This window comes from Egibacteraceae bacterium (genome assembly GCA_035540635.1).
Classification (GTDB): Bacteria; Actinomycetota; Nitriliruptoria; order Euzebyales; family Egibacteraceae; genus DATLGH01.
Genome location: DATLGH010000034.1, coordinates 16,346 through 38,118 on the forward strand (window position 1 = coordinate 16,346; position 21,773 = coordinate 38,118).

Annotated in this window: 23 protein-coding genes and 1 tRNA gene; 8 read left to right on the top strand and 16 right to left on the bottom strand. The window is 72.1% G+C overall.

All coding sequences use genetic code 11. The features are described from left to right. Positions 1–26 precede the first annotated feature (26 nt). The 3 genes from VM324_06210 to VM324_06220 all read right to left on the bottom strand — a co-directional run bounded on the left by VM324_06210 (position 27) and on the right by VM324_06220 (position 1,144). Positions 27–266, bottom strand: a complete 240-nt coding sequence (locus VM324_06210) for a hypothetical protein (protein HVL98864.1) — start codon at positions 264–266, stop codon at positions 27–29. A gap of 93 nt (positions 267–359) precedes the next feature. Further along, entirely contained in the window at positions 360–884 is a 525-nt protein-coding gene (locus tag VM324_06215; GenBank protein HVL98865.1) for a hypothetical protein, read from the bottom strand. Beyond that, complete coding sequence (locus VM324_06220) at positions 872–1,144, bottom strand: hypothetical protein (protein HVL98866.1); 273 nt, start codon at positions 1,142–1,144, stop codon at positions 872–874. The genes VM324_06215 and VM324_06220 overlap by 13 nt, the downstream gene beginning before the upstream one ends. 157 nt (positions 1,145–1,301) lie before the next feature. On the opposite strand from VM324_06220, the gene VM324_06225 reads away from it, so the two are divergent. Both VM324_06225 and rpe read left to right on the top strand, forming a co-directional pair. After that, the gene (locus tag VM324_06225; protein HVL98867.1) at positions 1,302–1,754 is read left to right on the top strand and encodes a hypothetical protein; all 453 of its coding nucleotides are present in this window, start codon (positions 1,302–1,304) and stop codon (positions 1,752–1,754) included. Between the two features lie 58 nt (positions 1,755–1,812). Further along, positions 1,813–2,484 (top strand): ribulose-phosphate 3-epimerase, encoded by a 672-nt coding sequence (gene rpe, locus VM324_06230; protein ID HVL98868.1) that lies wholly within the window; start codon positions 1,813–1,815, stop codon positions 2,482–2,484. A gap of 8 nt (positions 2,485–2,492) precedes the next feature. Here the strand turns inward: rpe and VM324_06235 are convergent. From VM324_06235 to VM324_06245, 3 genes are all read right to left on the bottom strand, one after another. After that, positions 2,493–2,567: transfer RNA gene (locus tag VM324_06235), tRNA-Val, on the bottom strand. Between the two features lie 43 nt (positions 2,568–2,610). Continuing rightward, on the bottom strand, positions 2,611–3,366 hold the full coding sequence (locus VM324_06240; GenBank protein HVL98869.1) for a hypothetical protein: 756 nt from the start codon (positions 3,364–3,366) through the stop codon (positions 2,611–2,613). Positions 3,367–3,424: 58 nt separating this feature from the next. Continuing rightward, positions 3,425–3,682 (bottom strand): hypothetical protein, encoded by a 258-nt coding sequence (locus VM324_06245; GenBank protein HVL98870.1) that lies wholly within the window; start codon positions 3,680–3,682, stop codon positions 3,425–3,427. A gap of 189 nt (positions 3,683–3,871) precedes the next feature. On the opposite strand from VM324_06245, the gene VM324_06250 reads away from it, so the two are divergent. Continuing rightward, positions 3,872–5,119, top strand: coding sequence for an LCP family protein (locus tag VM324_06250; protein HVL98871.1), 1,248 nt, complete (start codon positions 3,872–3,874; stop codon positions 5,117–5,119). A gap of 4 nt (positions 5,120–5,123) precedes the next feature. Beyond that, complete coding sequence (locus VM324_06255) at positions 5,124–6,449, top strand: hypothetical protein (GenBank protein HVL98872.1); 1,326 nt, start codon at positions 5,124–5,126, stop codon at positions 6,447–6,449. Here VM324_06255 and VM324_06260 read toward each other — a convergent pair. After that, positions 6,437–7,633, bottom strand: a complete 1,197-nt coding sequence (locus tag VM324_06260) for a peptidoglycan DD-metalloendopeptidase family protein (GenBank protein HVL98873.1) — start codon at positions 7,631–7,633, stop codon at positions 6,437–6,439. The two genes, VM324_06255 and VM324_06260, sit on opposite strands and share 13 nt — an antisense overlap. 199 nt (positions 7,634–7,832) lie before the next feature. Here VM324_06260 and VM324_06265 point away from each other — a divergent pair, with 199 nt between their 5' ends. From VM324_06265 to VM324_06280, 4 genes are all read left to right on the top strand, one after another. Next, on the top strand, positions 7,833–9,590 hold the full coding sequence (locus VM324_06265) for a VanW family protein (GenBank protein HVL98874.1): 1,758 nt from the start codon (positions 7,833–7,835) through the stop codon (positions 9,588–9,590). Positions 9,591–9,671: 81 nt separating this feature from the next. Next, a complete protein-coding gene (locus VM324_06270) occupies positions 9,672–11,015 on the top strand; it encodes a hemolysin family protein (GenBank protein HVL98875.1) in 1,344 nt (447 codons plus the stop codon). Continuing rightward, a complete protein-coding gene (locus tag VM324_06275; GenBank protein HVL98876.1) occupies positions 11,012–12,316 on the top strand; it encodes a hemolysin family protein in 1,305 nt (434 codons plus the stop codon). Before VM324_06270 ends, VM324_06275 begins: the two co-directional genes overlap by 4 nt. Beyond that, positions 12,313–13,479, top strand: a complete 1,167-nt coding sequence (locus tag VM324_06280) for an alpha/beta hydrolase (protein HVL98877.1) — start codon at positions 12,313–12,315, stop codon at positions 13,477–13,479. Before VM324_06275 ends, VM324_06280 begins: the two co-directional genes overlap by 4 nt. Here the strand turns inward: VM324_06280 and moeB are convergent. From moeB to VM324_06325, 9 genes are all read right to left on the bottom strand, one after another. Further along, positions 13,433–14,599 carry a molybdopterin-synthase adenylyltransferase MoeB gene (moeB, locus tag VM324_06285; protein HVL98878.1) on the bottom strand — a complete coding sequence of 389 codons (1,167 nt, stop codon included), beginning with the start codon at positions 14,597–14,599 and terminating at the stop codon, positions 13,433–13,435. The two genes, VM324_06280 and moeB, sit on opposite strands and share 47 nt — an antisense overlap. 214 nt (positions 14,600–14,813) lie before the next feature. After that, entirely contained in the window at positions 14,814–15,221 is a 408-nt protein-coding gene (locus VM324_06290) for a metal-sulfur cluster assembly factor (GenBank protein HVL98879.1), read from the bottom strand. Next, on the bottom strand, positions 15,214–15,675 hold the full coding sequence (locus tag VM324_06295; GenBank protein ID HVL98880.1) for an SUF system NifU family Fe-S cluster assembly protein: 462 nt from the start codon (positions 15,673–15,675) through the stop codon (positions 15,214–15,216). Before VM324_06295 ends, VM324_06290 begins: the two co-directional genes overlap by 8 nt. Before the next feature lie 66 nt (positions 15,676–15,741). Then, on the bottom strand, positions 15,742–16,974 hold the full coding sequence (locus tag VM324_06300) for a SufS family cysteine desulfurase (protein HVL98881.1): 1,233 nt from the start codon (positions 16,972–16,974) through the stop codon (positions 15,742–15,744). Positions 16,975–17,001: 27 nt separating this feature from the next. Beyond that, a complete protein-coding gene (gene sufC, locus VM324_06305) occupies positions 17,002–17,748 on the bottom strand; it encodes a Fe-S cluster assembly ATPase SufC (protein ID HVL98882.1) in 747 nt (248 codons plus the stop codon). Positions 17,749–17,782: 34 nt separating this feature from the next. After that, entirely contained in the window at positions 17,783–18,133 is a 351-nt protein-coding gene (locus VM324_06310; protein HVL98883.1) for a non-heme iron oxygenase ferredoxin subunit, read from the bottom strand. Beyond that, positions 18,133–19,440, bottom strand: a complete 1,308-nt coding sequence (gene sufD / locus VM324_06315) for a Fe-S cluster assembly protein SufD (protein HVL98884.1) — start codon at positions 19,438–19,440, stop codon at positions 18,133–18,135. Before sufD ends, VM324_06310 begins: the two co-directional genes overlap by 1 nt. A gap of 193 nt (positions 19,441–19,633) precedes the next feature. Next, positions 19,634–21,040 carry a Fe-S cluster assembly protein SufB gene (sufB, locus tag VM324_06320; protein ID HVL98885.1) on the bottom strand — a complete coding sequence of 469 codons (1,407 nt, stop codon included), beginning with the start codon at positions 21,038–21,040 and terminating at the stop codon, positions 19,634–19,636. A 9-nt stretch (positions 21,041–21,049) separates the two neighbouring features. Further along, positions 21,050–21,730 (bottom strand): helix-turn-helix domain-containing protein, encoded by a 681-nt coding sequence (locus VM324_06325; protein ID HVL98886.1) that lies wholly within the window; start codon positions 21,728–21,730, stop codon positions 21,050–21,052. Positions 21,731–21,773 lie beyond the last annotated feature (43 nt).

A 21,773-nucleotide genomic window follows, 5' to 3' on the forward strand; every position in this document is an offset into this window, starting at 1 on the left:
CTGCGGCTGACCGCCCCGCCGAGCGGTCAGGATGAGCGGGGCTGCTCTCGCCCGACCCTGAACATCCCGGTGAAAGCGCCCACACAGACGGCAAGCGCGAGAGTGGCGGCGCGGTTGCGGCCGAGCATCACGTACCAGTAGCCGACCGCGGCCGCCAGGAAGGCAAGCGACCACAGCGCGAACACGGCGCCCAGCGTCATGCGGTCCATCCTCAACGCCCCCTTGTCCTTGGTGTGCGGCAACGTACCCCTCTCGTCGGCCGTCAACCCCCTCCTCTGGAGGCTGGACCCGTGCACACCGACACGCTGATGGATGATCGGCCGTCACTGCGGCGCCCCTGGCGCCGCCGCCACAGGTCGTCACGCGGCGGTGAACCGCTCCACCGCGCGGCGGAACGAGGGCGGGTCGATGTTGGGGAACCGGAACAGTTCGGGCTCGATGCGGGTGAACGCGGCGCGCAGCTCGTCGGGCGCGACGAGGCCGCGGGTTACCATCGTGCGGGCGTCCTCGAGGTCCTGGCGGTGACCGCGGTGGATCTTGGCCAGCGCCTGCCAGACGAGCTCGACGTGGTAGACCACCAGCCGGCCTTCCTGGGTCTCGAACCGACCATGCTCCCGCCAGTCGGCAGGCAGGGGGATGAAGTCGGCGGGGGTGGCGAGCTCGACGTTGAGCCGCAGCGCGTCCTTGAGCGCCGGGATGGCGCGCAGCAGCGCGTCGCCGCCCGGCCCGGCGAACGCGAGGTCGACGTCGATGGTGGCGTCACGCCAGCCGAGCAGGACCGCGGTGGCGCCACCGGCCAGGTGCGCCCGGGCGGGGTGCCGCGCGTGACGGCCGAGCTCGCGGAGGAACACGCGGATGCGGTCGGCCGTCGCTAGGCCGCGCATGCCAGCGCCTGCTCGAAGGAGACCAGGCGACGCACGAGCGCGTTGTAGCGCGCGTGCGCGGAGTCGGGATCATCGGTGGCGAGCAGGTCCCATAGGCGGTGCTCGGGGTCGTCGAGGCCGGCCTCCACGGGGATGCCGAGGTCACGCAGCCGCGGAGCGCCGATCGACACGAGCAGCGACTCGACGGAGACGACGCCGCTTTCGAGGTCCTCGATGCCCTTCGCGACGAGGTCCGCCCCGGGCAGGTCAGGATCGATCACGCCGCCATCGTAGGCAGGCGGGTCGCGATCCGGGAGCGGCCGGCTGGCGGCCGGACGCACTGGCGTTTGTCCCCAGGCAGCAGAGGCGTCGCCTCGATCACCGCCACGCCGGAAGCGATCCTGTGGGTGGTTGCAGCAGCCCCTGCAGGAGCGGATCATGGCCACCAGCGAACGTGCGCGACATGAGCTCTACGGCAAGCTGGAGGAGGTGCTCGGTCCGGTGCACACCGACACGCTCATGGACCACCTTCCCCCGGGCGGCTGGGGAGACGTGGCCACGCGCCACGACCTCGGTCGACTGCAGGCCACGCTCAGCGGCCAGTTGAGCCAGCTCGACGCCAAGCTCGGCGCTCGCATCGACAAGCTCGAAGCTCGCATCGACAAGCTCGACGCCAAGCTCGACACCCGGATCGCGGCGCTCGACACCCGCATCGACAAGCTCGACGCCAAGCTCGACAGTCAGGTCGGCGCGCTCCGCCTCGACCTGAGCGCTGTGGAGGAGCGCATCATGTCGAGGATGCACCGGGCGCTCGCCATGCAGACCGGCGCGCTGCTCGTCGTCGTGGTGGGGGCGCTGGCCACCGCCTTGCTCGCCCTCGCCGGCTCCTGAAGGACCGGTCCCCGCCCCGCACTTCCTCCTGCGCCCCCCCGTGCACTACGCTGCGCCCATGAGCGCAAAGATCGTGCCGGCGATGCTCCCGGTTGACTTCACCCGCCTCGGCGAGGACTGCATCGCCCTCGAGAAGGCCGGGGCCGACCGGTTCCAGTGGGACGTGATGGACGGCCAGTTCGTGCCGAACATCACCTACGGGCCCGACCTCATCGCCGCGTGCCGCCCCCTCGTCGACGTCGGCTTCGAGGCGCACGTCATGTGCCGCGACCCCGAGTGGATGGTCCCCAAGCTCGTCGACGCGGGCTGCGACATCATCATCGTCCACGTCGAGGCGATGAAGCAGCCCCACGCCACCTACCAGTCGATCCGTCAAGCCGGGGCGCGGGCAGGCATCGCCCTGTCACCCGCGACGCCGGTGAGCTACATCGAGCACGTGCTCGACCTCGTCGACCTCGTCCTCGTCATGACGGTCAACCCCGGGTTCGGCGGGCAGGCCTACATCTCCACCATGGAGCCGAAGATCGCCGAGGCCCGCGCCCTGATCGACGCCAGCGGCCACGACGTCGAGCTCGAGGTCGACGGGGGGATCAGCGCCGACACGATCGCCGGCGCGGCGAAGGCCGGGGCGAACGTGTTCACCTCGGGCAGCGCGCTGTGGAAGTACGACTCGTTCGCGGAGGGCGTCAAGGACCTGCGCGCCCGCGCCGAGGCGGCACTGGACGGCTGATCGACGGATGGTGGGCTCGACAGGTTTCGAACCTGTGACCTCTCGCGTGTGAGGCGAGCGCTCTCCCACTGAGCTACGAGCCCGGCCCGACCGAGCATAGCGGCGCGGGGAGCACCCGGCCAGCCGCTACGGGTTGACAGGAAGCGCCGCGGTGAGGATCGTGCGCTCGTCGACGGACCCATCCGGCAGGCCGGTGTTCCGGCGGCGGGTGAGCAGGAGCTTGCGCGCGTCCGCGTCGAGAGGGATGAGGTAGTAGATGCGCCCGTCCGTCACCTGCAACGGCTGGACGCCCACCACCTCACCGTCGTCCGGGCCCCGCAGGTAGACGACGTACTGCACGTCCGAGCCGCTCCGGAGGTTCATCACGAGCAGCGCGAGCTTGCCGTCGTCAACCTTGATCCGCGCGTCGAGGTCCTCGAGCGTCGACGTCCACGGGACCTCCTCGCCGAACAGCATGATCTCCGAGGCGTCGGTGACGTTGTCGGCGCGCGCCTGATGGTCGCCGATGGTGGTCCGAAGGGTGAAGTTCCAACCGGCCAGCATGATGAGCAGGACGAGGCCGACCAACGCGAGCAGCCGCGGAGAACGCAGCCCCCCCGGCGGCGCGGGCGGGAGCTCGCCCTCGCCGTCGTCGTCGTCGCTGTACTCGCGGCGCTTCGTCTCGAGGGACTTCGCTGCGCGGGCCCGGCGCCGCTCCTCGTCGCGTTCGACATCGGCAAGGTCATGCGCGAGCGCGCGCAGCTCGCCCACCCGGGCGCGGCAGTCAGAGCACTCGAGCAGGTGGGAGCGGAACACCCGACCGTCGGACTCGTCGAGCCCACCGAGCACATGGACGACCGCCATGCCCTCGAAGAACCGGTGCCCCTCCGCGTCCGTCCCCATTGTGGTGCCAGAATAGCCCGGGCCGCGGCGCCGGGGCTAGCCAGCACCTGCGGGTGAGCTACGAGGGCACCCGGCCGCGCTCCCGCGGGGCCGGGGCGCGGTCGGTCACCTCGGCGACGAGCCGGGCCACGCCGAGCTCGACCTCCTCCGCCTCGACCGCGTGCTCGAGCAGGTCTGCGATGAGTGCGGCACGCTCGTAGGGGCGGAGCATCCAGGCCTCCAGCCGGGCGAGGAGCCAGATCACGCCGAGCAGCAGCAGCGGAAACCCCGCGACAAGCGCGAGGGCTCCCACACCCACACCGAGGTTCGCCTCCACCTCCACACGCCTTTCACCGGTCCTCCCTGAGATCCCCGGTAGCAGGGGTGGAGAAACCCCGGCACCGGGGAGGCGGTGAGCGCACGATGCGGGATGGCCAACGCTCGAGCCCTCGCGACACGAGGGTCCGCCCGCACCGGATCGCGCGGGGGGCGCGGTACCGTGAGGGCGTGAACGAAGGGCGCGGCGGTGGCTGACGACGGCTGGGGGCCGGTCGAGCGCGGCGGCGGCGGAGGCGGCGGGCGTGCCGCCACGCCGTCGGCTCCGCCGCGCGAAGCCGCCCCGCGCCTTGGCGGCGACGGCTTCGGGCCGGTCCAGCGGGGCAGGGCCCTGCCCGGTCGGGGCCTCGTGCGGGGGCTGGGCCGAGGCCTGCGGCCGGCACCGGGGGGCCGGACCGGACGGGGAGTCGCACGCACGCTGCTGACCGCGGTCGCCGCGCTCGTCGTCCTCGTCCTGTTCATGGGGGCCGCGCTTGCCGCTTTCACGAGCGCCCAGGTCAACCGGGTCGACGTCGGCGGCCTCGGCCGCGCGTCCGGGCAGATGAACGTGCTCATCATCGGCAACGACAGCCGTGCAGGGCTGACCCCCGAGGAGCTCCAGGCGCTCGGCACCGAGGAGGTCGACGGCGACCGCACCGACACGATCTTCCTGCTCGCCGTCTCCGGCGGCCGCGCCGCGATGCTGTCGTTTCCCCGCGACCTCCTCGTCACCCGCTGCGACGGCACCCAGGGGCGCATCAACGGCGCCTACGCCCATGGAGGCCCGACCTGCATGGTCCAGACGGTGACCCAGGTGTCGGGCATCCCCGTGACCCACTACGCCGAGGTGAACTTCCTCGGCTTCATCACCATCGTCGACGCCGTCGGCGGCGTCACCGTCCACTTCGACGCGCCGTTCGTCGACCGACCCGCGGGCGTGGACCTGCCCGCCGGCTGCCAGCGCCTCGACGGGCGCCAGGCCATCGGCTACGTGCGGGCCCGCACGGTCGACAACGACCTCGGCCGCATCGCCCGCCAGCAGCGGTTCATCGCCGAGCTCGCGGAGGAGGTCATGCGACCGTCGACGCTGCTGAACCCGCCCCGGCTGTTCGCCACCGCCCGTGCCGCCGGCCGCGCCGTCACCGCCTCCCACAACCTCGGCACCTTCGACCTGCTGCGCCTCGCCCGCGCCGGGAGGGGCTTCGCCGGGGCGGGCCTCGCGACGTACACCGTGCCCGCCACCGCTCGCTCGGTCGGCGGCGCGGCGGTGCTCGTCCCCGACGCCGCCGGCGCCGAGACCCTGTTCGCCCAGTTCCGCGACGGTTCGGTGCTCCGCCCGCCGCCGGACGCCGAGGCGCCGGCCCCCCCGGCCCAACCCGGCCCCGCCGAGCCCGCGCCGCAGCCCGAGCCTGTCCCCGACGACGCGGCCGGCGCCGCGCCCGTGCCCGCGGGCTGCTGAGGGCGTGACCGCTCCGGCGACGGGACGGGGCCGCGCGGTGCGCGAGGCGCTCGACGCAGCACCGACCTGGAAGCTGTTCACGGCGGTGGCGGGCCCGCTGCTCGCCGTGTACCTCGCGACCGCGAGCTACGGGATACCCCAGAGCCCCGACCCGATCGCCGCCGCCATGCCCGCCTGGCAGCTCGTCGAGCGTGGCACCCTGTCCCTGGACGCGTCCGTCGGTGACAACCCGTGGCTCGTCGACACCGGCGAGCGGGTCGTGAGCAACCGCCAGCCGGGCGTCATCGCGTGGGGGGTGCCGTTCTACGCCCTCTGGCCGCTGCCTGCAGCGGACGACCTGCCGATGGCCCCCGCGGGGGTGGCCGCAGCCGTCGCCGCCGCGCTCGCCATGGGCGTGCTGGCCCTCGTCCTCCGCCACCTCGTCGCCCCCACCGAGGCGATGGTCGCCGCCCTCGTCGCGGGCCTGGGGACCGCCACGTGGACGGTGTCGGCCGACGGGCTGTGGCCCCACGGCCCGAGCCAGCTGTGGCTCGGGCTCGCGCTGCTCGCGCTCGCCGGCACCCGCTACGTGGCGGCTGGGCTGGGTTTCACCGCGGCGATCGTCACCCGCCCGAACGCGGCGGTCCTCGCCGCCGTGGTCGGCCTCTACCTCGCCTGGCGGCAGCGCTCGGTGCGGCCGGCGGTCCTCGTCGGCGCGGCGTCCGTGCTCGGGGTCGTCGCCCTCGTGGCCTACAACACCGCGGTGTACGGCTCCCCGTCGATCGCCGGCGGCTACCCGAGCGACTTCACCGACCGCCTCACCACCATGACGTGGCTCACCTACGCGGAGAACGTGGTCGGCACCTTCGTGTCGCCGGGCCGGGGCATCCTCGTCCTCTCCCCGTTCCTGCTCGTGCTCGCCCCGGGGCTGCGTGCGGGGTGGCGGGCGGCGCCCTCGTGGGTACGCGGCTCGGCGCTCGCCGGGGTCCTCTATCTCGCGCTGCACCTGCGGATGAACCGCTTCTCCGGCGGCACGAACTTCTTCAGCTACCGCTACCCGATCGAGTCGCTGACCCTCGCCGCGCCCCTGCTCGTGCTCGCCTGGCGGGAGTGGGTCGCGGGCAGCGCCCGGCGGATGCGGTGGTTGGCGACCGCCGTCGCCGCCTCGTTCGGCGTCCACGCGCTCGGGGCCCTCTTCTTCACCGCGCCGCTCGACCCGCGCAGCCCGTGGACCGAACCGGCGATCGTGCCGGTCGCCCGGGCGGCCGGGCCGCTGCTCGTCGGTGCCGCGGTCGCCGCGGTCGCCGCCGTGTGGGTCGCGGCGGGTCGCCGGTGGCGTCAGGGGAGGTAGCCGCGGGGGTTGCGGGCCGACCCGTTGACGCGCACCTCGAAGTGCAGGTGGGGCCCCGTGCAGCTGCCGCTGCAACCCACCGAGCCGATCCGCTCACCGGCGCTGACCTGCTGCCCGCGGCTCACCATGATGCGGCTCTGGTGCGCGTAGGCGGTGACGATCCCGCCCCCGTGGTCGATGAGGGTCATCGACCCGTAGCCGCCCATCGTGCCGGTGAAGCCCACCGTGCCCGCCCGCGCCGCCACGATGCCGGCTCCCGACGGGGCGCCGATGTCGACCCCCTGGTGCTGGCGGCCCCAGCGGGGCCCGTACTCGCTCGTCACCGGTCCGCTCGCCGGCCACACCCAGCCGCCCTGCGCGACGGGGGGCACGACGGACGTTGCGGCCCCGCCCGCGGAGCGGCTCGCACGCGGGGCCGCCGCCGCCCGGCTGGCGCGCCGGGCCATCGTCGCGAGCTCGCGGCTCTCCGCCTCGAGGTGGCGTTCCTGCGCCTCGAGCTGGGTTACCGCCTCGGAGCTCGCCGCGAACACGAGCGCGCGGTCGTTGCGCAGATCGGCGACCTCGGCGTGGAGGTGACGCTGCTGGTCGAGCACCCGTGCGAGCGTCGCCTCCTCCTCCTCGAGGACCTCTCGCTGCGCGTCGACGGCGATCCCGGCGGCCGACACGCTCTCGAGGCTGCGCCGGTCCGCCGAGGCGACGATGTCGATGTAGGAGGACCGCCGGACGGCCTCTGTGGGGTTGTCGGCGGCGAGCAGGGCGTCCATCGGGCCGCCGCCACCGCCCCGCTTGTAGAGCTCCACCGCCCGGTTGCGCATGACCCGTCGGCGCTCGGTCGCCTGGTGCTGGAGGTCGGCGAGATGATCGCGTGCGTCGTCGACCGCCTGCTGCTGGCGCTGCACCGCCTGCTCAGCCTGGCCCACGGCCGCGAGCACCTGCGCGAGATGGGCCTCGGCCTCGCGCAGCGCCGCTGCGTCCTGCGACTGACGGGCGCGGGCGGCGTCGAGCTGAGTCTTGACCGCGGCCACCTTCTGGCGCGTCTGGGTCAGGCGCCGCTCCTCGGTCGAGCGCCCGCCGCCGGAGTGCGCCCCCGCAGGGACGAGCAAGGTACCGAGCATCACCGCCACGAGGGCCATGACGACGGTTGCCTGCAATCGTCTGCGGTGCGCTTCCTGCACTGGCTCCATGTCCCGATCGCGCGCCCCTCGAGGCGGCGCCCCCGGGAACGGGCACGCCGACAACGCTGAGGAGCTCACCAAGTTGTGGGGAAGACTCGCGGAAGACTAGACGGGACGGGTGGCAGGGTCAAAGACCTCCTACGACGCACAGCGGCGCGAGCCGCCCCCCGACGCCTGGCGCAGCCGCTGGTAATCTCGTCGTCACGGTATGCGCACACTCATCCCGGCTCCGCCTCGGGGGGGCCCGATCGCACGGGTCCGGCGGGCCGCCACTCTCGGTCTGCTGGCTCTCGCCGCCCTCGCAGCCGTGGCCGCCCTGTCGCTCGGGGGCATGCGCCTGGCGCGCGCGGGCGCGTTGCCCGGCACCCAGGTCGCCGACCTCGAGGTCGGCGGCCTCGCCGAGGGCGAGCTCGCCGCCGCCGTGCGCCGCTACGCGGAGCGCCGCGAGCAGGCGCCGGTGACGGTGGCGTCGAGCGACACCCGGGTGTCGGGCGTCGCCGCGGACCTCGGCTACCGCCTCGACGTCGACGCGACGGTGCAGGCGGTCCTCCGCCGCGGCCGCCAGGCCAACCCCCTCGCCGCGCTCGCCGACCAGCTGCGGGCGTTCGGGGGCACGATCGAGGTCGAACCGGTCGAGGACGTCGACGACGCGCGCCTCGACGCGTGGCTCGAGAACACCGCCGGGGCGCTCAACCAGTTCCCCGTCGAGGGCACCCTCGAGTTCGACGGGGCGACCATCACCCGTGTCGACCCCCAGCCGGGCGCGGTGGTGCCCCCCGGACCGCTCCGCGAGCGCCTGCTCGCCGTGGTCCTCGACGCCGACGGGGACAACGTCGTACAGGCCGGAGCCGAGCCGGTGGAGCCCGAGACCACCGTGGAGGACGTCGACGCGGTGCTGGCCCAGGCCGAGCGGGCGGTCTCAGCGCCCGTGACCCTGTCGCGCGGCGACCGCGGCGTCACGTTCTCACCCGACGACATCGGCAACCTGCTCGCTGTGGCCCGTGACGGCGGGGACCTGCGCCTCGAGGTGGACCCCGCGAGCCTCGCCGACGTGGTCGCCGCGAGCACCCTCGAAGCCTTCGCGACCGAACCGGTCGACGCCCGCTTCACCGTCTCCGGTGGCGCGGTGAGCATCAGCCCCTCCCGCGAGGGCTTCCGCTTCGACCCGCAGACCGCCGCCGCGCAGCTGCTCGCCGTGGCGACATCGGAGGGCCCCCGCGACGCCACCCTCGAGGGTGAGGTCATCCCCCCGCAGCTGTCCACCGCCGACGCCGAGGCCCTGCGCATCGTCGAGCGCGTGTCGACGTTCACCACCGAGTTCCCTGCCGCTCAGAGCAGGGTCACGAACATCCACCGCATCGCCGACCTCGTCGACGGCGTGCTGCTCGAGCCGGGCGAGACCTTCTCGGTGAACCGCCACGTCGGGCCGCGCACCACCGCGAAGGGGTTCGTCGGCGGCGGCGCGATCTTCGAGGGGGAGTTCGTCGAGCAGATCGGCGGTGGCGTCAGCCAGTTCGCGACGACGCTGTACAACGCCGCCTACTTCGGCGGCTACGCCATCCCCCAGCACAAGGCGCACTCCTACTACATCAGCCGCTACCCGCCCGGGCGGGAGGCGACGCTGAACTACCCCGACGTCGACCTCGTCATCCGCAACAACTCGCCCCACGGCGCCCTCATCAAGACCGCGCACACCGGCACGTCGGTCACCGTGTCGATCTACGGCACGCGCTGGGTGAACGTGGAGTCGGTCCCCGGTGAGCGCACGAACGTGACCGCTCCCCCGCTCGAGGTCCGGCCCGCGCCCAACCTGGCGCCGGGCGGCGAACGCGTCGTCCAGGAGGGACGCCCGGGGTTCGACATCACCGTCACCCGCGTGCTCACCTTCCCCGACGGGCGCGTCGAGCAGGAGCGGGTGTTCACCCGCTACCTGCCCGAGCCGCGCATCGTCGAGCGCGGGCCGTAGTGGCCGCCCGCGCGGCGCAGGAGTCGTGACGGGCGCGCCCCACACCTACACTGCTCACCGAGTGACCGGCCTCCCCACGCCATGCTGACCGCGCTCGGCCTGCTGGCCGTCGGTGCGCTGATCGCCGCCAACGGCTACTTCGTCGCGGCGGAGTTCTCGTTCGTCGCCGCCCGCCGCACCCGTCTGGAGGAGGCGGCCTCCGCCGGCGACCGCCGCGCCACCCTCGCGCTCACCGTCCGCGAGCGGCTGTCGTTCATGCTCTCGGGCGCCCAGCTCGGGATCACCGCGACGTCCCTGCTCGTGGGCTACATCGCCGAGCCGACCCTCGGCCGCGCGCTTCGACCCCTCGTCGCCCTCGCGGGCCTCGGCGAGCAGGCCGCGTTCGGGGTCGCCTTCACCCTCGGGTTCATCGTGGCCACGACGGCCCAGATGGTCGTCGGCGAGCTCGCCCCGAAGAACCTCGCCATCGCCCGCGCCGAGCCGGTGGCCCTCTCCCTCGCCCGCTCCACCTACTGGTACACCCGCCTGGCCGGCCCGGTCATCCGCCTGTTCGACAACGCCGCGAACGGGCTGCTGCGCGCCGTGGGGATCGCGCCGGTCCAGGACGTGCCGAACGCGGTGTCCCCCGAGGAGCTCGAGCACATCATCGCCGAGTCGACCCGGGAGGGGTCGCTCACCGCCGGCCAGGCGGGCCTGCTGTCACGTGCCCTCGACTTCCGCAGCCTGCGGGCCGGCGACGTCATGGTCGCCCGCCCGCAGATCGTGTCCATCCCCGCCGACGCCACCTGCGAGGACCTGCGCCGCCTCGCCGTGGAGAGCGGGCACTCCCGCTTCCCGGTCGTCGGCGGGGACCTCGACGACGTCCGCGGGGTCGTGCAGGCCAAGGACGTCTTCCGCGTCGACGCGGCGGTGCGCGCGCGCGCGCCGGTCCGCAGCCTGCTGCAGCCCACGCTCGCGGTCCCCGAGACCGCGACGGTCGGCTCGCTGCTCGGCGAGCTGCGCGCCGCCCACAGCCCCCTCGCGGTGGTCGTCGACGAGCACGGCGGCACCGCCGGCATCGTCACCCTCGAAGACATCGTCGAGGAGCTCGTCGGGGAGATCCGCGACGAGCACGACCCGGCCGAACCGGGCGTGCAGGCGCTGCGGGACGGCTCCTTTCTCGTCCCCGGAGGGTGGCGCATCGACGAGACGGCCCGCGACACCGGTGTGGCGCTGCCCGAAGGCGACTACGACACCGTCGGCGGCCTCGTCATGGCCAGCCTCGGGCGGGTACCCGAGCCGGGCGACATCGTGGAGGTCGACGGTGCCCGGCTGCAGGTGCACTCCCTGACAGGCCTTGCCGTCGGCGCTGTCCGCCTCGTCCCCGCGGGCGCCGGGTCGGCGCGTCACGGGTCCCCGCACGACGGCGACGGAGGCCCGCGGTGAGCCCCACCGCCGCGCTCGTCGGCCTCGCGCTGCTCCTCGCCAACGGCGCGTTCGTCGCCGCGGAGTTCGCGCTCCTCGCCGCCCGCCGGTCGCGGCTGGAGCAGCTCGCCGGCGAGGGCAGGCGCGCCGCGGCTCACGCCCTCGCCGCCGTCCGCGAGCTGTCGCTCATGCTCGCCGCGGCCCAGCTCGGCATCACGATGTGCTCGCTGGGGCTCGGGGCGGTCGCCGAGCCGGCCCTCGAGCGCGGGTTGTCGCAGCTCCTCGTTCTGGCGGCCCTGCCCGAGGGCGCCCGCCACGCCATCGCCTTCGCCCTCGCACTGTCGATCGTCGTGTTCCTCCACATGGTCGTCGGCGAGATGGCGCCGAAGTCGTGGGCGATCTCCGACCCCGAACGCTCGGCGATGTTGCTCGCCCGCCCCTTCCGTGCCTTCGCGGCGGTCGTGCGACCGTTCATCCGGCTGCTCAACGCCCTCGCGAACGGCCTCGTCCGGCTCGTGGGCGTGCAGCCACAGGACGAGCTCGCCGCCACCCACTCCCCCACCGACCTGCTCATGCTCGTCGCCGAGTCCGCCCAGCAGGGGACGCTGCCCCCGGAGCAGTCCGACCTGCTCGCCCGCGCCCTCGACCTGTCCGACCTCGACGCCCAGGCGGCGATGACCCCGCGCAGCGACATCGTCGCCGTCCGCGCCGACGCGGGGATCGACGAGCTCGAGCGCCTCGCACGCGAGACGGGCCGCTCGCGCATCCCCGTCCGCGACGGCGAGCTCGACCGGATCCGGGGGGTCGTGCACGTCAAGGACCTCCTCGCCGTCCCCGCCGAGCAGCGCGCCCGCGTCACCGCCGCGACGCTGGCCCGCCCCGCGCTCGTCGCCCCCGAGTCCCGGCCGCTCGATAGCCTCATGCTCGACATGCGCCGTGACCGCCAGCACGTGGCCATCGTCGTCGACGAGTTCGGCACCGTCACCGGGCTCGTCGCGCTCGAGGACCTGCTCGAGGAGCTCATCGGCGAGTTCGAGGACGAGTCGGACCGCCCCGGGTCCGCCGGCCACGTGCTCCGGCGTCGCCCACCCGATGGCGCGCTGCTGCTGCCGGGCGCGCTGCGGCCCGACGAGCTCGCCGACCGGACCGGCGTCGCCGTCCCCGAGGGCGAGTGGGAGACCGTGGCCGGCTACGTCATCGCCCAGCTCGGGCGCCTGCCCCGGGTCGGGGACGCGGTCCCCGTGCCCGACGGGTCACGGCTGGAGGTCACGACGATGCAGGGCCACCGCATCCTCGAGCTGGCCCTCCGGCGCCCGCGGTGAGCGGAGCGGCCGGCACGACGGCGGGCCGCGAGCGGCGACCGCGCAGGGTCGTCGCGGTGGTGGCGGCCGCGGGCGTCGTCGCGGCGGTGCTCAGCCCGCCGGTCTCCGCGCGCCTGAAGGCGGTCGCGGTCGGCGCCGAGGCGATCGGCTACGCCCTTCCGCGGCCGTTCGCCGCCGACGTCTCCCGCGTGGAGACGCGGCTCGGCGGTGTCACCGGCGACCTCTACGCATCGAGCCGGCCGGCGCCCGCCATCGTGCTGCTGCCCGGAGCCACTCCGGCCGGGCGGGACGACCCTCGCGCGGTGGCCGTCGCCCGCGCCGTCGCCAGGGCCGGACGGACGGTCTTCGTCCCCGAGCTCACCCTCTACGCGCGCAGCATCGACGTGGAGGACGTCGACCGCATCGCCACGGCGGCGACCGCACTCGCCGGCCATCCCCTCGGGCTGGGACCCGTCGTGATCGTCGGGTTCTCCTACGGCGGCGCCTACGGCCTCGTCGCCGCGGCCGACCCCCGCCTGTCGGGGCGCCTCGCCCTCGTCGCGACGTTCGGCGCCTACTGGGACCTCCTCGGTGTCGTCCAGGCGGCCACGACGGGCACGTCGATCGTCCAAGAGACGCGCATCGGGTGGAACGCCGACCCCCAGGCCGGCGAGCTGCTCACCGAGCACGCCGTCCAGCTGGCCCCCGCGGGCCACCGCGACCAGCTCGCGGCGGCGCTGGCGGGCCAGGCCGAACCCGCCGAGCTCGACAGGGACGCCCGGGCGCTCTACGACCTGCTCACCAACGACGACCCCGAGCGCACGCCCGCGCTCGCCGCACGGCTCGCGCCCGACGCGCGCCGCACCCTTCGGCAGCTCTCACCCGCCCGCACCGCTCACCGGGTCGACGCGCCGCTCGTCGCGATGCACGCGGTCGACGACCCGGCGGTGCCCTACGCCGAGGCGCTGCGGCTCGTGCGCGACCGCCCCGACGCCCGCCTGCTCACCGTCGAGCTGTTCACCCACGTCGACTTCGCCCCGGCGAGCCTGCTCGCGGGCGCCCCGGACCTCTGGCGCACCTGGCGCTTCGCCGGCTGGGTGCTCGCCGCACAGGAGCGCCCCGTCCTCGCAGGTCGGGCTAGTAGGTGGGGATGGAGCGGTCCACCTGGCGCGCGTAGGCGTTGATGCCCCCGTGGAGGTTGCGCACCTTGCGGAAGCCCGCCTCGCTGAGCAGCCGGCACGCCTGCGCCGAGCGGACGCCGCTCTTGCAGTGGACGACGATGTCCTCGGCCGAGTCGAGCTCGTGGAGGCGCTGGGGCAGGGTGCCGAGGGGGATGAGGTCGGCGCCGGGGATGCGGGAGATGTCGTACTCGTGCGGCTCGCGGACGTCGATGACGCGGACGTTCTCGCGCACGCGCGCGAACTCCTCGGGGGTGATCTCCACCAACCCGCCGTCGCTCACCTGCTGCTCCCCCTCGACGGCGGGCACGCCGCAGAACTGCTCATAGTCGATGAGCTCCGTGACCGTCGGGTTCTTGCCGCAGATGGGGCACTCCGGGTCCTTGTTCACCTTGATGGTCTGCCAGCGTGACTCGAGGGCGTCGTAGATCTGCATCCGACCGACGAGCGGCTCGCCGATGCCGGTGAGCAGCTTGATGCCCTCCGTGGCCTGGCCGGCGCCGATCGTGGCGCAGATGACGCCGAACACGCCGCCCTCCGCGCACGACGGCACCATACCGGGCGGCGGCGGCTCGGGGAACATGCACCGGTAGCAGGGGCCCTCCTTGGCGTAGAAGACCGCCAGCTGGCCGTCGAAGCGGAAGATCGAGCCGTACACGTTCGGCTTGCCGAGCAGCACGCACGCGTCGTTCACGAGGTAGCGCGTGGGGAAGTTGTCCGTCCCGTCGATCACGACGTCGTAGCCGGCCACGATGTCGAGGGCGTTGTCGCTCGTCAGCGCGGTCTCGTGGAGGCGGACCTCGACGTGGGGGTTGATGTCGTTGATCGTGTCCCGCGCGCTCTCGACCTTGCGCTTGCCGATGTCCGAGGTCCCATGGATGACCTGGCGCTGGAGGTTGGATTCGTCGACGACGTCGAAGTCGACGAGGCCGAGCGTGCCGACCCCCGCGGCCGCGAGGTACATGGCGAGCGGCGAGCCGAGCCCACCGGTGCCCACGAGCAGGACCTTCGCCGCCTTCAGGCGGCCCTGCCCCTCCACGCCCACGTTCGGCATGATGAGGTGGCGCGCGTAGCGGCGGATCTCGTCGTTGGTCAGGGGGGCCGGCTCTTTGATGAGGGGTTCCATGCGGCAGTCAACCATTCGTGCAGGCGGAAATTCCCTCTGATGGTACGCCTCGCGACGGTGACCCCCGGGTGGCAACAGGGCAAACCGGGGGGGTCCGTGGCGGCAGCAGGGTGATGCGCAGGCCGATGCCGAAGTCGAGGTCGCCGGCGGCGCGCGTGGTCGCGAAACGGTCAACAGCAGTCATGACGTCGCGGGTTGCGACCCCCACGAAGATTCAGACGCTGAACCCCATCGCGCGGAGCTCGTCCTTCGCCTCGTCGGCGATCATGTCGGTGCTCCACGGCGGCGAGAACGTGAACTCGACGTCGACCTCCTCGACCCCCGGCAGGGGCGCGAGCACGAGCGTGCACTGGGAGTGGATGAGCTCCGTCAGCGGGCACCCCATCGACGTGAGCGTCATCTCGACGGTGACCTTGCCGTTGTCCTTGTGGATGGCGTAGATGAGGCCGAGGTCGACGACGTTGATGCCGATCTCGGGGTCCATGACCGCCTTGAGCGCCTGGCGCATGGCCTCCTCGGTCGCCATCCCGTCCTCGCCGACCGGGACGTCGGTGAAGGCGTCGGGCGCACCGGTTCCCGCGCCCGCCTCCTGCGGCCAGCTTCGCATGTCGGTCTCACTCATGGGTGACGCGGTGTCCCGCTTCCCCCTCCCGGTAGGTCTCCATTGCGTCCCTCAGCGCCATCCACCCGAGCAGGGCGCACTTCACCCGTACGGGGAACTTCGCCACGCCCTGGAACGCCACCCCGTCGAGCAGGTCGTCCTCACGCTTCAGGGCCTCGCCGTGCATCATGAGCCGGAAGGCCTCGGCGAGGTCGTCGGCGTCGGTGAGCTCCCGGCCGAGCACGGCCTCGGTCATCGCCGAGGCCGCCGCCATCGAGATCGAGCAGCCCTCGCCCTCGAACGCGAGCTTGTCGATGCGTTCACCGTCGACGTGCATGCGCAGGTCGAGCTCGTCCCCGCAGAGCGGGTTGGAATGGTGCACGTGCACGTCGCACGGCTCGAGTTCCCCTGACCGGTTCCGCGGCTTGCGGTAGTGGTCGAGGATGATCTCGTGGTAGAGGTCGTCCAGTGACATGGGTGTCGTCATACCGCCTTCTGCTCGATGACGGATGTCGGGTTGCGGTGTCGCCACTCCATCGCGCTAGGCATCGAAGAACTTCCTGGTTACCTCGATCGCGTCGACGAGCGCGCCGAGCTCCTCCAGGGTGTTGTAGAGGTAGAAGGACGCCCTCGTCGTGGCGGGCACGCCGAGCACCCGCATGAGCGGCTTCGCGCAGTGATGCCCCGCACGCACCGCCACGCCCTCGCGGTCCATCAGCGTGCCGACGTCGTGGGGGTGGATGCCCTCGATGGTGAAGCTCACCGCAGCCCCGCGCGCGTGCGGGTCCTTCGGCCCGTGCACGACCACCCCGTCTATCGAGCCGAGCGCGTCGAGCGTCCTGCCGAGCAGCTCGATCTCGTGCGCCCGCACGGCGTCCATGCCGATGCCCGACAGGTAGTCCACCGCCGCGCCGAGCCCGACCGCCTCCGTGTACGGGGGGGTCCCCGCCTCGAACTTGTAGGGGATCTCGTTGAAGGTCGTGCCCTCGAGCGTGACGTTCGTGATCATCTCGCCGCCACCGAGGAACGGCGGCATCGCGTCGAGCAGCTCCGGCTTGCCGGCGAGGACACCGATGCCGGTCGGCCCGCACATCTTGTGGCCGGTGAAGCCGAGGAAGTCCGCGTCGAGCTCGCGCATGTCGGTGGGGACGTGCGGGACGCGCTGCGCGCCGTCGACGACCACGACCGCCTCCGCGTTGGCGGCCCGTACCTTGGCGGCGAGCTCGGCGACCGGCACGACCGTGCCGAGCACGTTCGACATCGCCGTCACGGCGAACAGCTTGACCCGCCCCGTCGCGACGATCTCGTCGAAGGCGTCGACGTCGAGGAACCCGTCGCCCGTGACCGGCACGTAGCGCAGGTCGTAGCCGGCGATCGGCTGCACGAGCTGCCACGGGACGATGTTCGCGTGGTGCTCCATCTGGGTCGACAGGAGGATGTCGCCCTCGCCGAGGCGGGTGCGGGCCCACGAGTAGGCGACGAGGTTGAGCGCTTCGGTGACGTTCTTCGTGAACACGACGCCGCGGGGGTCGGCCCCGACGAAGCGTGCGATCTTCGTCCGCGCGTCCTCGTAGGCCTGGGTGCACTCCTCGGCCAGCGCGTGCACCCCGCGGTGGACGTTCGCGTTGTAGTGCTCCGCGACGCGCGCCATCGCGTCGATGACCGCGCGGGGCTTCTGGCTCGTCGCGGCGGAGTCGAGGTAGACGAGCCTGCGCCCATGGACCTGACGGTCCAGGACGGGGAAGTCCCTGCGGATGGTGGCGACGTCGAGCATCGGCGGGTTCAGCGCGCCCTTCTCTTCCTAGACCTTGCTCTTCAGGTGCTCGTAGCCCTTGGCCTCGAGCTCGTCCGCGAGCTCCGGGCCGCCCGACTGGACGATGCGCCCCTCGAACATCACGTGCACCCGATCGGGGGTGATGTACCGAAGGATACGCGTGTAGTGGGTGATGAGGAGGACGCCGAGGTCAGGGCCCCGCAGACGGTTGACGCCCTCCGCGACGACCCGAAGCGCGTCGACGTCGAGACCCGAGTCGGTCTCGTCGAGGACCGCGATCTGCGGCCGCAGCACCGCCATCTGTAGGATCTCGAAGCGCTTCTTCTCGCCGCCGGAGAAGCCCTCGTTCACGTTGCGCTGGAGGAACTTCTCGTCCATGTCGAGTTTGGCCATCTCCTCGCGGAGCACCTGCATGAACTTGCGTACGGGGATGTCCTCGTCGCTGACCGCGTTCACCGCGGTGCGCAGGAAGTTCGTGAGCGACACCCCGGGGATCTCCGTCGGGTACTGCATCGCGAGGAAAAGGCCGAGTCGCGCCCGCTCGTTGGGGGGCAGCTCGGCGATGTCCTCACCCCTGACGAGGATCCGGCCACCGGTGATCTCGTACGCGGGGTGGCCCATGATCGCGTAGGCGAGCGTCGACTTGCCCGACCCGTTCGGGCCCATCAGCGCATGGGTTTCGCCCTTGGCGACCTGGAGGTCGAGTCCGTGCAGGATCTCGGTGCCCTCCACCTGCACGGTCAGGCCCTGGATGTACAGGTCGGTGTTTATCATCTTCTTCCTCAACGGTTTCATGGCGGTCCCGTGACTAGTAGTGGCGGGGAGCGGGGGCGTCGTTCAGCTGCTGCTCGACGTCGACGTAGACCTTGCCGTCTTCGATCTTGGTCGCGTAGACGGGGATCGGCTTGACCGCCGGCAGCGAGTCCGGCTCGCCGGTGTCGAGGTCGAACACCGAGCCATGGAGCAGGCACTCGATGGTGTTGTCCTCGAGGTAGCCCTCGGGAGCGAGGTCGTAGTCGGCATGACTGCAGGTGTTGTGCACAGCCTTGACGGTGGTGGCGTCGAGCCGCGCGAGTGCGATCGGCTCGCCGCCCGCGACCACCTTGACCGAGTGGCCGATCTCGATGTCCTCCAGGTTGGCAACCACCTCGAAACCCATCACCGCCTCCGGGGGTCCATGAGCACGTGCGCTCCCGAGCGGATCTCCTGCTCGATCTCGCCCAGGATGGTCTCGGTGACGGCCGGCAGCTCGATCCGGTCGGTGACCTCGCCGAAGAACCCGAACACGAGCATGCGCACGGCCTCGTCGTGGGGTATGCCGCGCGAGGTGAGGTAGAACAGCTGCAGCTGGTCGACCTGGCCGACCGAGGAGTGGTGCCCGCACTGCACCACGTCCGAGCAGAGGATCTCCAGGAACGGGATCGAGTCGGCGTGGGCGCCGGCGGTGAGGATGAGGTTGCGGTTGGTCTCGTCCGACGTCGTGGCCTTCGCATGTGGCTCGATGCGGATGTTGCCGAACCACGTCGCGCGGGAGTTGCCTTGCAGCGCCCCCTTGTAGATCGACTCGCTGGAGGTGTTCGGGGCGTTGTGGTGTATGACGGAACGGTGCTCCATCTGCTGCTCGCCGGAGGCGAAGTACACGCCGAACAGCTCGGCGTGCCCGCCGGGGCGGTTCAGGCCCACGTCGGGACGCAGGTACACGGTGCCGCCCCCGAGGGTCGCCTCCAGGTGGCGGTACACGGCGTTGCGCTGGACGTGGCCGCGGTGGCTGCCGACGTGGTCCACGCCGGCGCCCCAGTCCTGCGCGGTGACGACCTGCGCGCGGGCGCCGTCGCCCACGACGACCTCGATCACCTCCACGACCGTGGCCTGCCCCTCGCCGGCGTGGTCGACGTAGATCTTGGCCTCGGCGAACGCCTCGAGTACTACGAGCACCCGTGGCACGTGAGCCCCGTCGGCGTCGGCGTGGATCGTCACCGTGATGGGGTCGACGATCTTCGTGTCCGACCGCACCCGGACGAACGCACCGGCGGTGAAGCCGGCGAAGTTGAGGGCGTTGAACTTGTCAGAGGCGCCCACCGCCACGCCGAGCGCGTTGTGCACGACCTCGGGATGCTGTCGCGCCGCGGTGGAGATGTCGGAGACGAGCACGCCGGGGTCATGGCTGACCGCCTCGACGACCGTGCCGTCGACGATGCGGATGCTGCCCGCAACCTTGTCGCCGAGCGCGGCGACGACGCCGGTTACCCGAGCTCGCCCCTGCCCGCCCGAGGTCACGACCGGGCGGTCGAGGTCGAACCGCGCGGGGTCGGTGTAGCGCCACTCCTCCATGCGCTTGTCGGGCCACTCGAGGTCGCTGAAGGCCTTGAACGCCTCCTGCCGGCGGTCCCGCAACCATTCCGGCTCCCCCAGCCGCTCCGACGTCGCGAGCACGTCCGCCTCGGTCAAGTCCCTCAAGTTCGTCACAGTCCGGTTTTCCTTCTTCAACGAGGTTGGCGGTACCGCCCGATCAGCCGACCCGACGCGGGGCGGTCGAACGAGGCGAGCGGGGCCGCGTGGAGCGTTGGCGGGGGCCACCGCCGCCCGGAGGGGGCTAAAGGTTTCAGCGAGCGCAGCGTCCCCCGGAGGGCGGGGGTGGCCCCCGCCCCCAGGTTCGAGCTCACCCGACCGACCCCTCCATGTTCAGGCTGATCAGGCGGTTGAGCTCCACCGAGTACTCCATCGGCAGCTCCTTGGAGATCGGCTCGATGAAGCCGCGCACGATCATGGCCATCGCCTCGGCCTCCTCGACCCCGCGCGACTGCAGGTAGAACAGCTGCTCCTCGCCGATCTTCGACACGCTCGCCTCGTGGGAGATCTGCGCGTCCTCCTCGGCGATGTTCATGTACGGGTAGGTGTCGCTGCGGGCGTGCTCGCTCAGGAGCAGCGCGTCGCAGATCGTCGAGTTCTTCACCCGGTGCGCGCCTTGGGCGATCTCGACCTGGCCGCGGTAGCTCGTGCGGCCGGTGCCCTGCGACACCGACTTCGACACGACCGAGCTCGAGGTGTCCGAGGCGTGGTGGTGCATCTTCGCGCCGGCGTCCTGGTGCTGGCCGTCGCCGGCGAACGCCACCGATAGGACCTCGCCGCGGGCGCCGCGGCCCATGAGGTACACGCTCGGGTACTTCATCGTGAGCTTGGAGCCGATGTTGCCGTCGATCCACTCGACGGTTGCGTCCTCGTAGGCGGCGGCGCGCTTGGTCACGAGGTTGTAGACGTTGTTGGACCAGTTCTGGATGGTCGTGTAGCGCAGGCGTGCGCCGGGCTTGGCGATCAGCTCCACCACCGCGGAGTGCAGCGAGTCCGAGGAGTAGATCGGCGCGGTGCAGCCCTCGACGTAGTGCACGTAGGAGCCGGGCTCGGCGATGATGAGCGTGCGCTCGAACTGGCCCATGTTCTGGGTGTTGATGCGGAAGTAGGCCTGCAGCGGAATGTCGACCTTGACGCCCTCGGGCACGACGATGAACGACCCGCCGGACCACACCGCGGTGTTGAGCGCGGCGAACTTGTTGTCGTTGGCCGGGATGATCTTGCCGAAGTGCTCGCGGAAGATGTCCTCGTGCTCGCGCAGTCCCGTGTCGGTGTCGAGGAAGATCACGCCCTGGGCCTCGAGGTCCTCGCGCACCTTGTGGTAGACGACCTCGGACTCGTACTGGGCGGCGACGCCGGCGACGAGCCGCTGCTTCTCCGCCTCGGGGATGCCCAGGCGGTCGTAGGTGTTCTTGATGTCCTCGGGCAGGTCCTCCCAGGAGTTGGCCTGCTTCTCCGTGGACCGCACGAAGTAGAAGATGTCGTCGAAGATGATCTTCGACAGGTCACCGCCCCAGTTGGGCATGGGCCGGCGCAGGTAGTGCTTGTAGGCCTTCAGGCGCATGTCGAGCATCCACCTGGGCTCGTCCTTCAGCGCCGAGATCTCGCGGACGACGTCCTCGGACAGTCCGCGCTTCGGCTCAAAGACCGGCTTGCCCTCGTCGTGCCAGCCGTACTTGTACGTACCGAGCTGCAGGTCTTCCGCTTTCGTGGCCATGGATCGCTCCTAGAGGGGCTTTGACGTGCAGTCGTCGGTGATGTGGCAGACGCACGCAGGCGCGCCGCCCGCGATGGTCATCTCGCGCGACACCGGGGTGCCGAGCAGCTCGCTGAACAGCTGGGTCTCGTACGCGCAGATCTCGGGGTGCTGCTCCGCGACCTCCTTGATGGCGCAGTGACCCTGGGTGAGCTCGAGGACGGTGCGGCCGTCCGCGTCGGTCGCCCGCCCCGCCTGGGCGAAGTAGCCGTCGGCGCTCAGCAGCTCGGCCAGGCGCGTCGGGCCCTCCCTGGAGTCCACCCCGGACAGCGCCGTCGCGTAGCGCCCGCCCTGGCGGGCGACCCGCCACCGCATGAAGCGGGCCAGCGCGTCGTGCCCGTGCTCCTGCTCGAGGTAGGTGAGCAGCTCGATGGCGAGCTGGGCGGAGTTGTCGGGGAACAGCCGGTGCGCGCGGTCGGTCAGGGCGTACCGGGCGCTCGGGCGACCCGGGCCGTCCCGGCGGACCGTCTGCGCGTCGACGAGGCCGTCACGCTCGAGCACCTGCAGGTGCCGGCGGATCGCCACCTCGGACAGGCCGAGGGTCGCCGCGAGCTCGGCCACCGACTGCGCCTGCCGGCGCAGCTCGTCGACGATGCTCGCGCGCGTGTCGCCGAGCAGGTCGACGAGCATGGCGGGTTCTCTCCGGGTCACGACAATTACTGTACCGCAATGTTGAGAAACCTACACAGGTTCG

Coding starts and splice junctions, on each gene's coding strand:
- moeB (HVL98878.1), bottom strand. CDS start 14,599: ATGGAACCCCTCATCAAAGAGCCGGCCCCCCTGACCAACGACGAGATC.
- VM324_06310 (HVL98883.1), bottom strand. CDS start 18,133: ATGGGTTTCGAGGTGGTTGCCAACCTGGAGGACATCGAGATCGGCCAC.
- VM324_06215 (HVL98865.1), bottom strand. CDS start 884: ATGCGCGGCCTAGCGACGGCCGACCGCATCCGCGTGTTCCTCCGCGAG.
- rpe (HVL98868.1), top strand. CDS start 1,813: ATGAGCGCAAAGATCGTGCCGGCGATGCTCCCGGTTGACTTCACCCGC.
- VM324_06265 (HVL98874.1), top strand. CDS start 7,833: ATGCGCACACTCATCCCGGCTCCGCCTCGGGGGGGCCCGATCGCACGG.
- VM324_06240 (HVL98869.1), bottom strand. CDS start 3,366: ATGGGGACGGACGCGGAGGGGCACCGGTTCTTCGAGGGCATGGCGGTC.
- VM324_06270 (HVL98875.1), top strand. CDS start 9,672: ATGCTGACCGCGCTCGGCCTGCTGGCCGTCGGTGCGCTGATCGCCGCC.
- VM324_06225 (HVL98867.1), top strand. CDS start 1,302: ATGGCCACCAGCGAACGTGCGCGACATGAGCTCTACGGCAAGCTGGAG.
- VM324_06295 (HVL98880.1), bottom strand. CDS start 15,675: ATGTCACTGGACGACCTCTACCACGAGATCATCCTCGACCACTACCGC.
- sufC (HVL98882.1), bottom strand. CDS start 17,748: ATGATAAACACCGACCTGTACATCCAGGGCCTGACCGTGCAGGTGGAG.
- VM324_06260 (HVL98873.1), bottom strand. CDS start 7,633: ATGGAGCCAGTGCAGGAAGCGCACCGCAGACGATTGCAGGCAACCGTC.
- VM324_06300 (HVL98881.1), bottom strand. CDS start 16,974: ATGCTCGACGTCGCCACCATCCGCAGGGACTTCCCCGTCCTGGACCGT.
- VM324_06290 (HVL98879.1), bottom strand. CDS start 15,221: ATGAGTGAGACCGACATGCGAAGCTGGCCGCAGGAGGCGGGCGCGGGA.
- sufB (HVL98885.1), bottom strand. CDS start 21,040: ATGGCCACGAAAGCGGAAGACCTGCAGCTCGGTACGTACAAGTACGGC.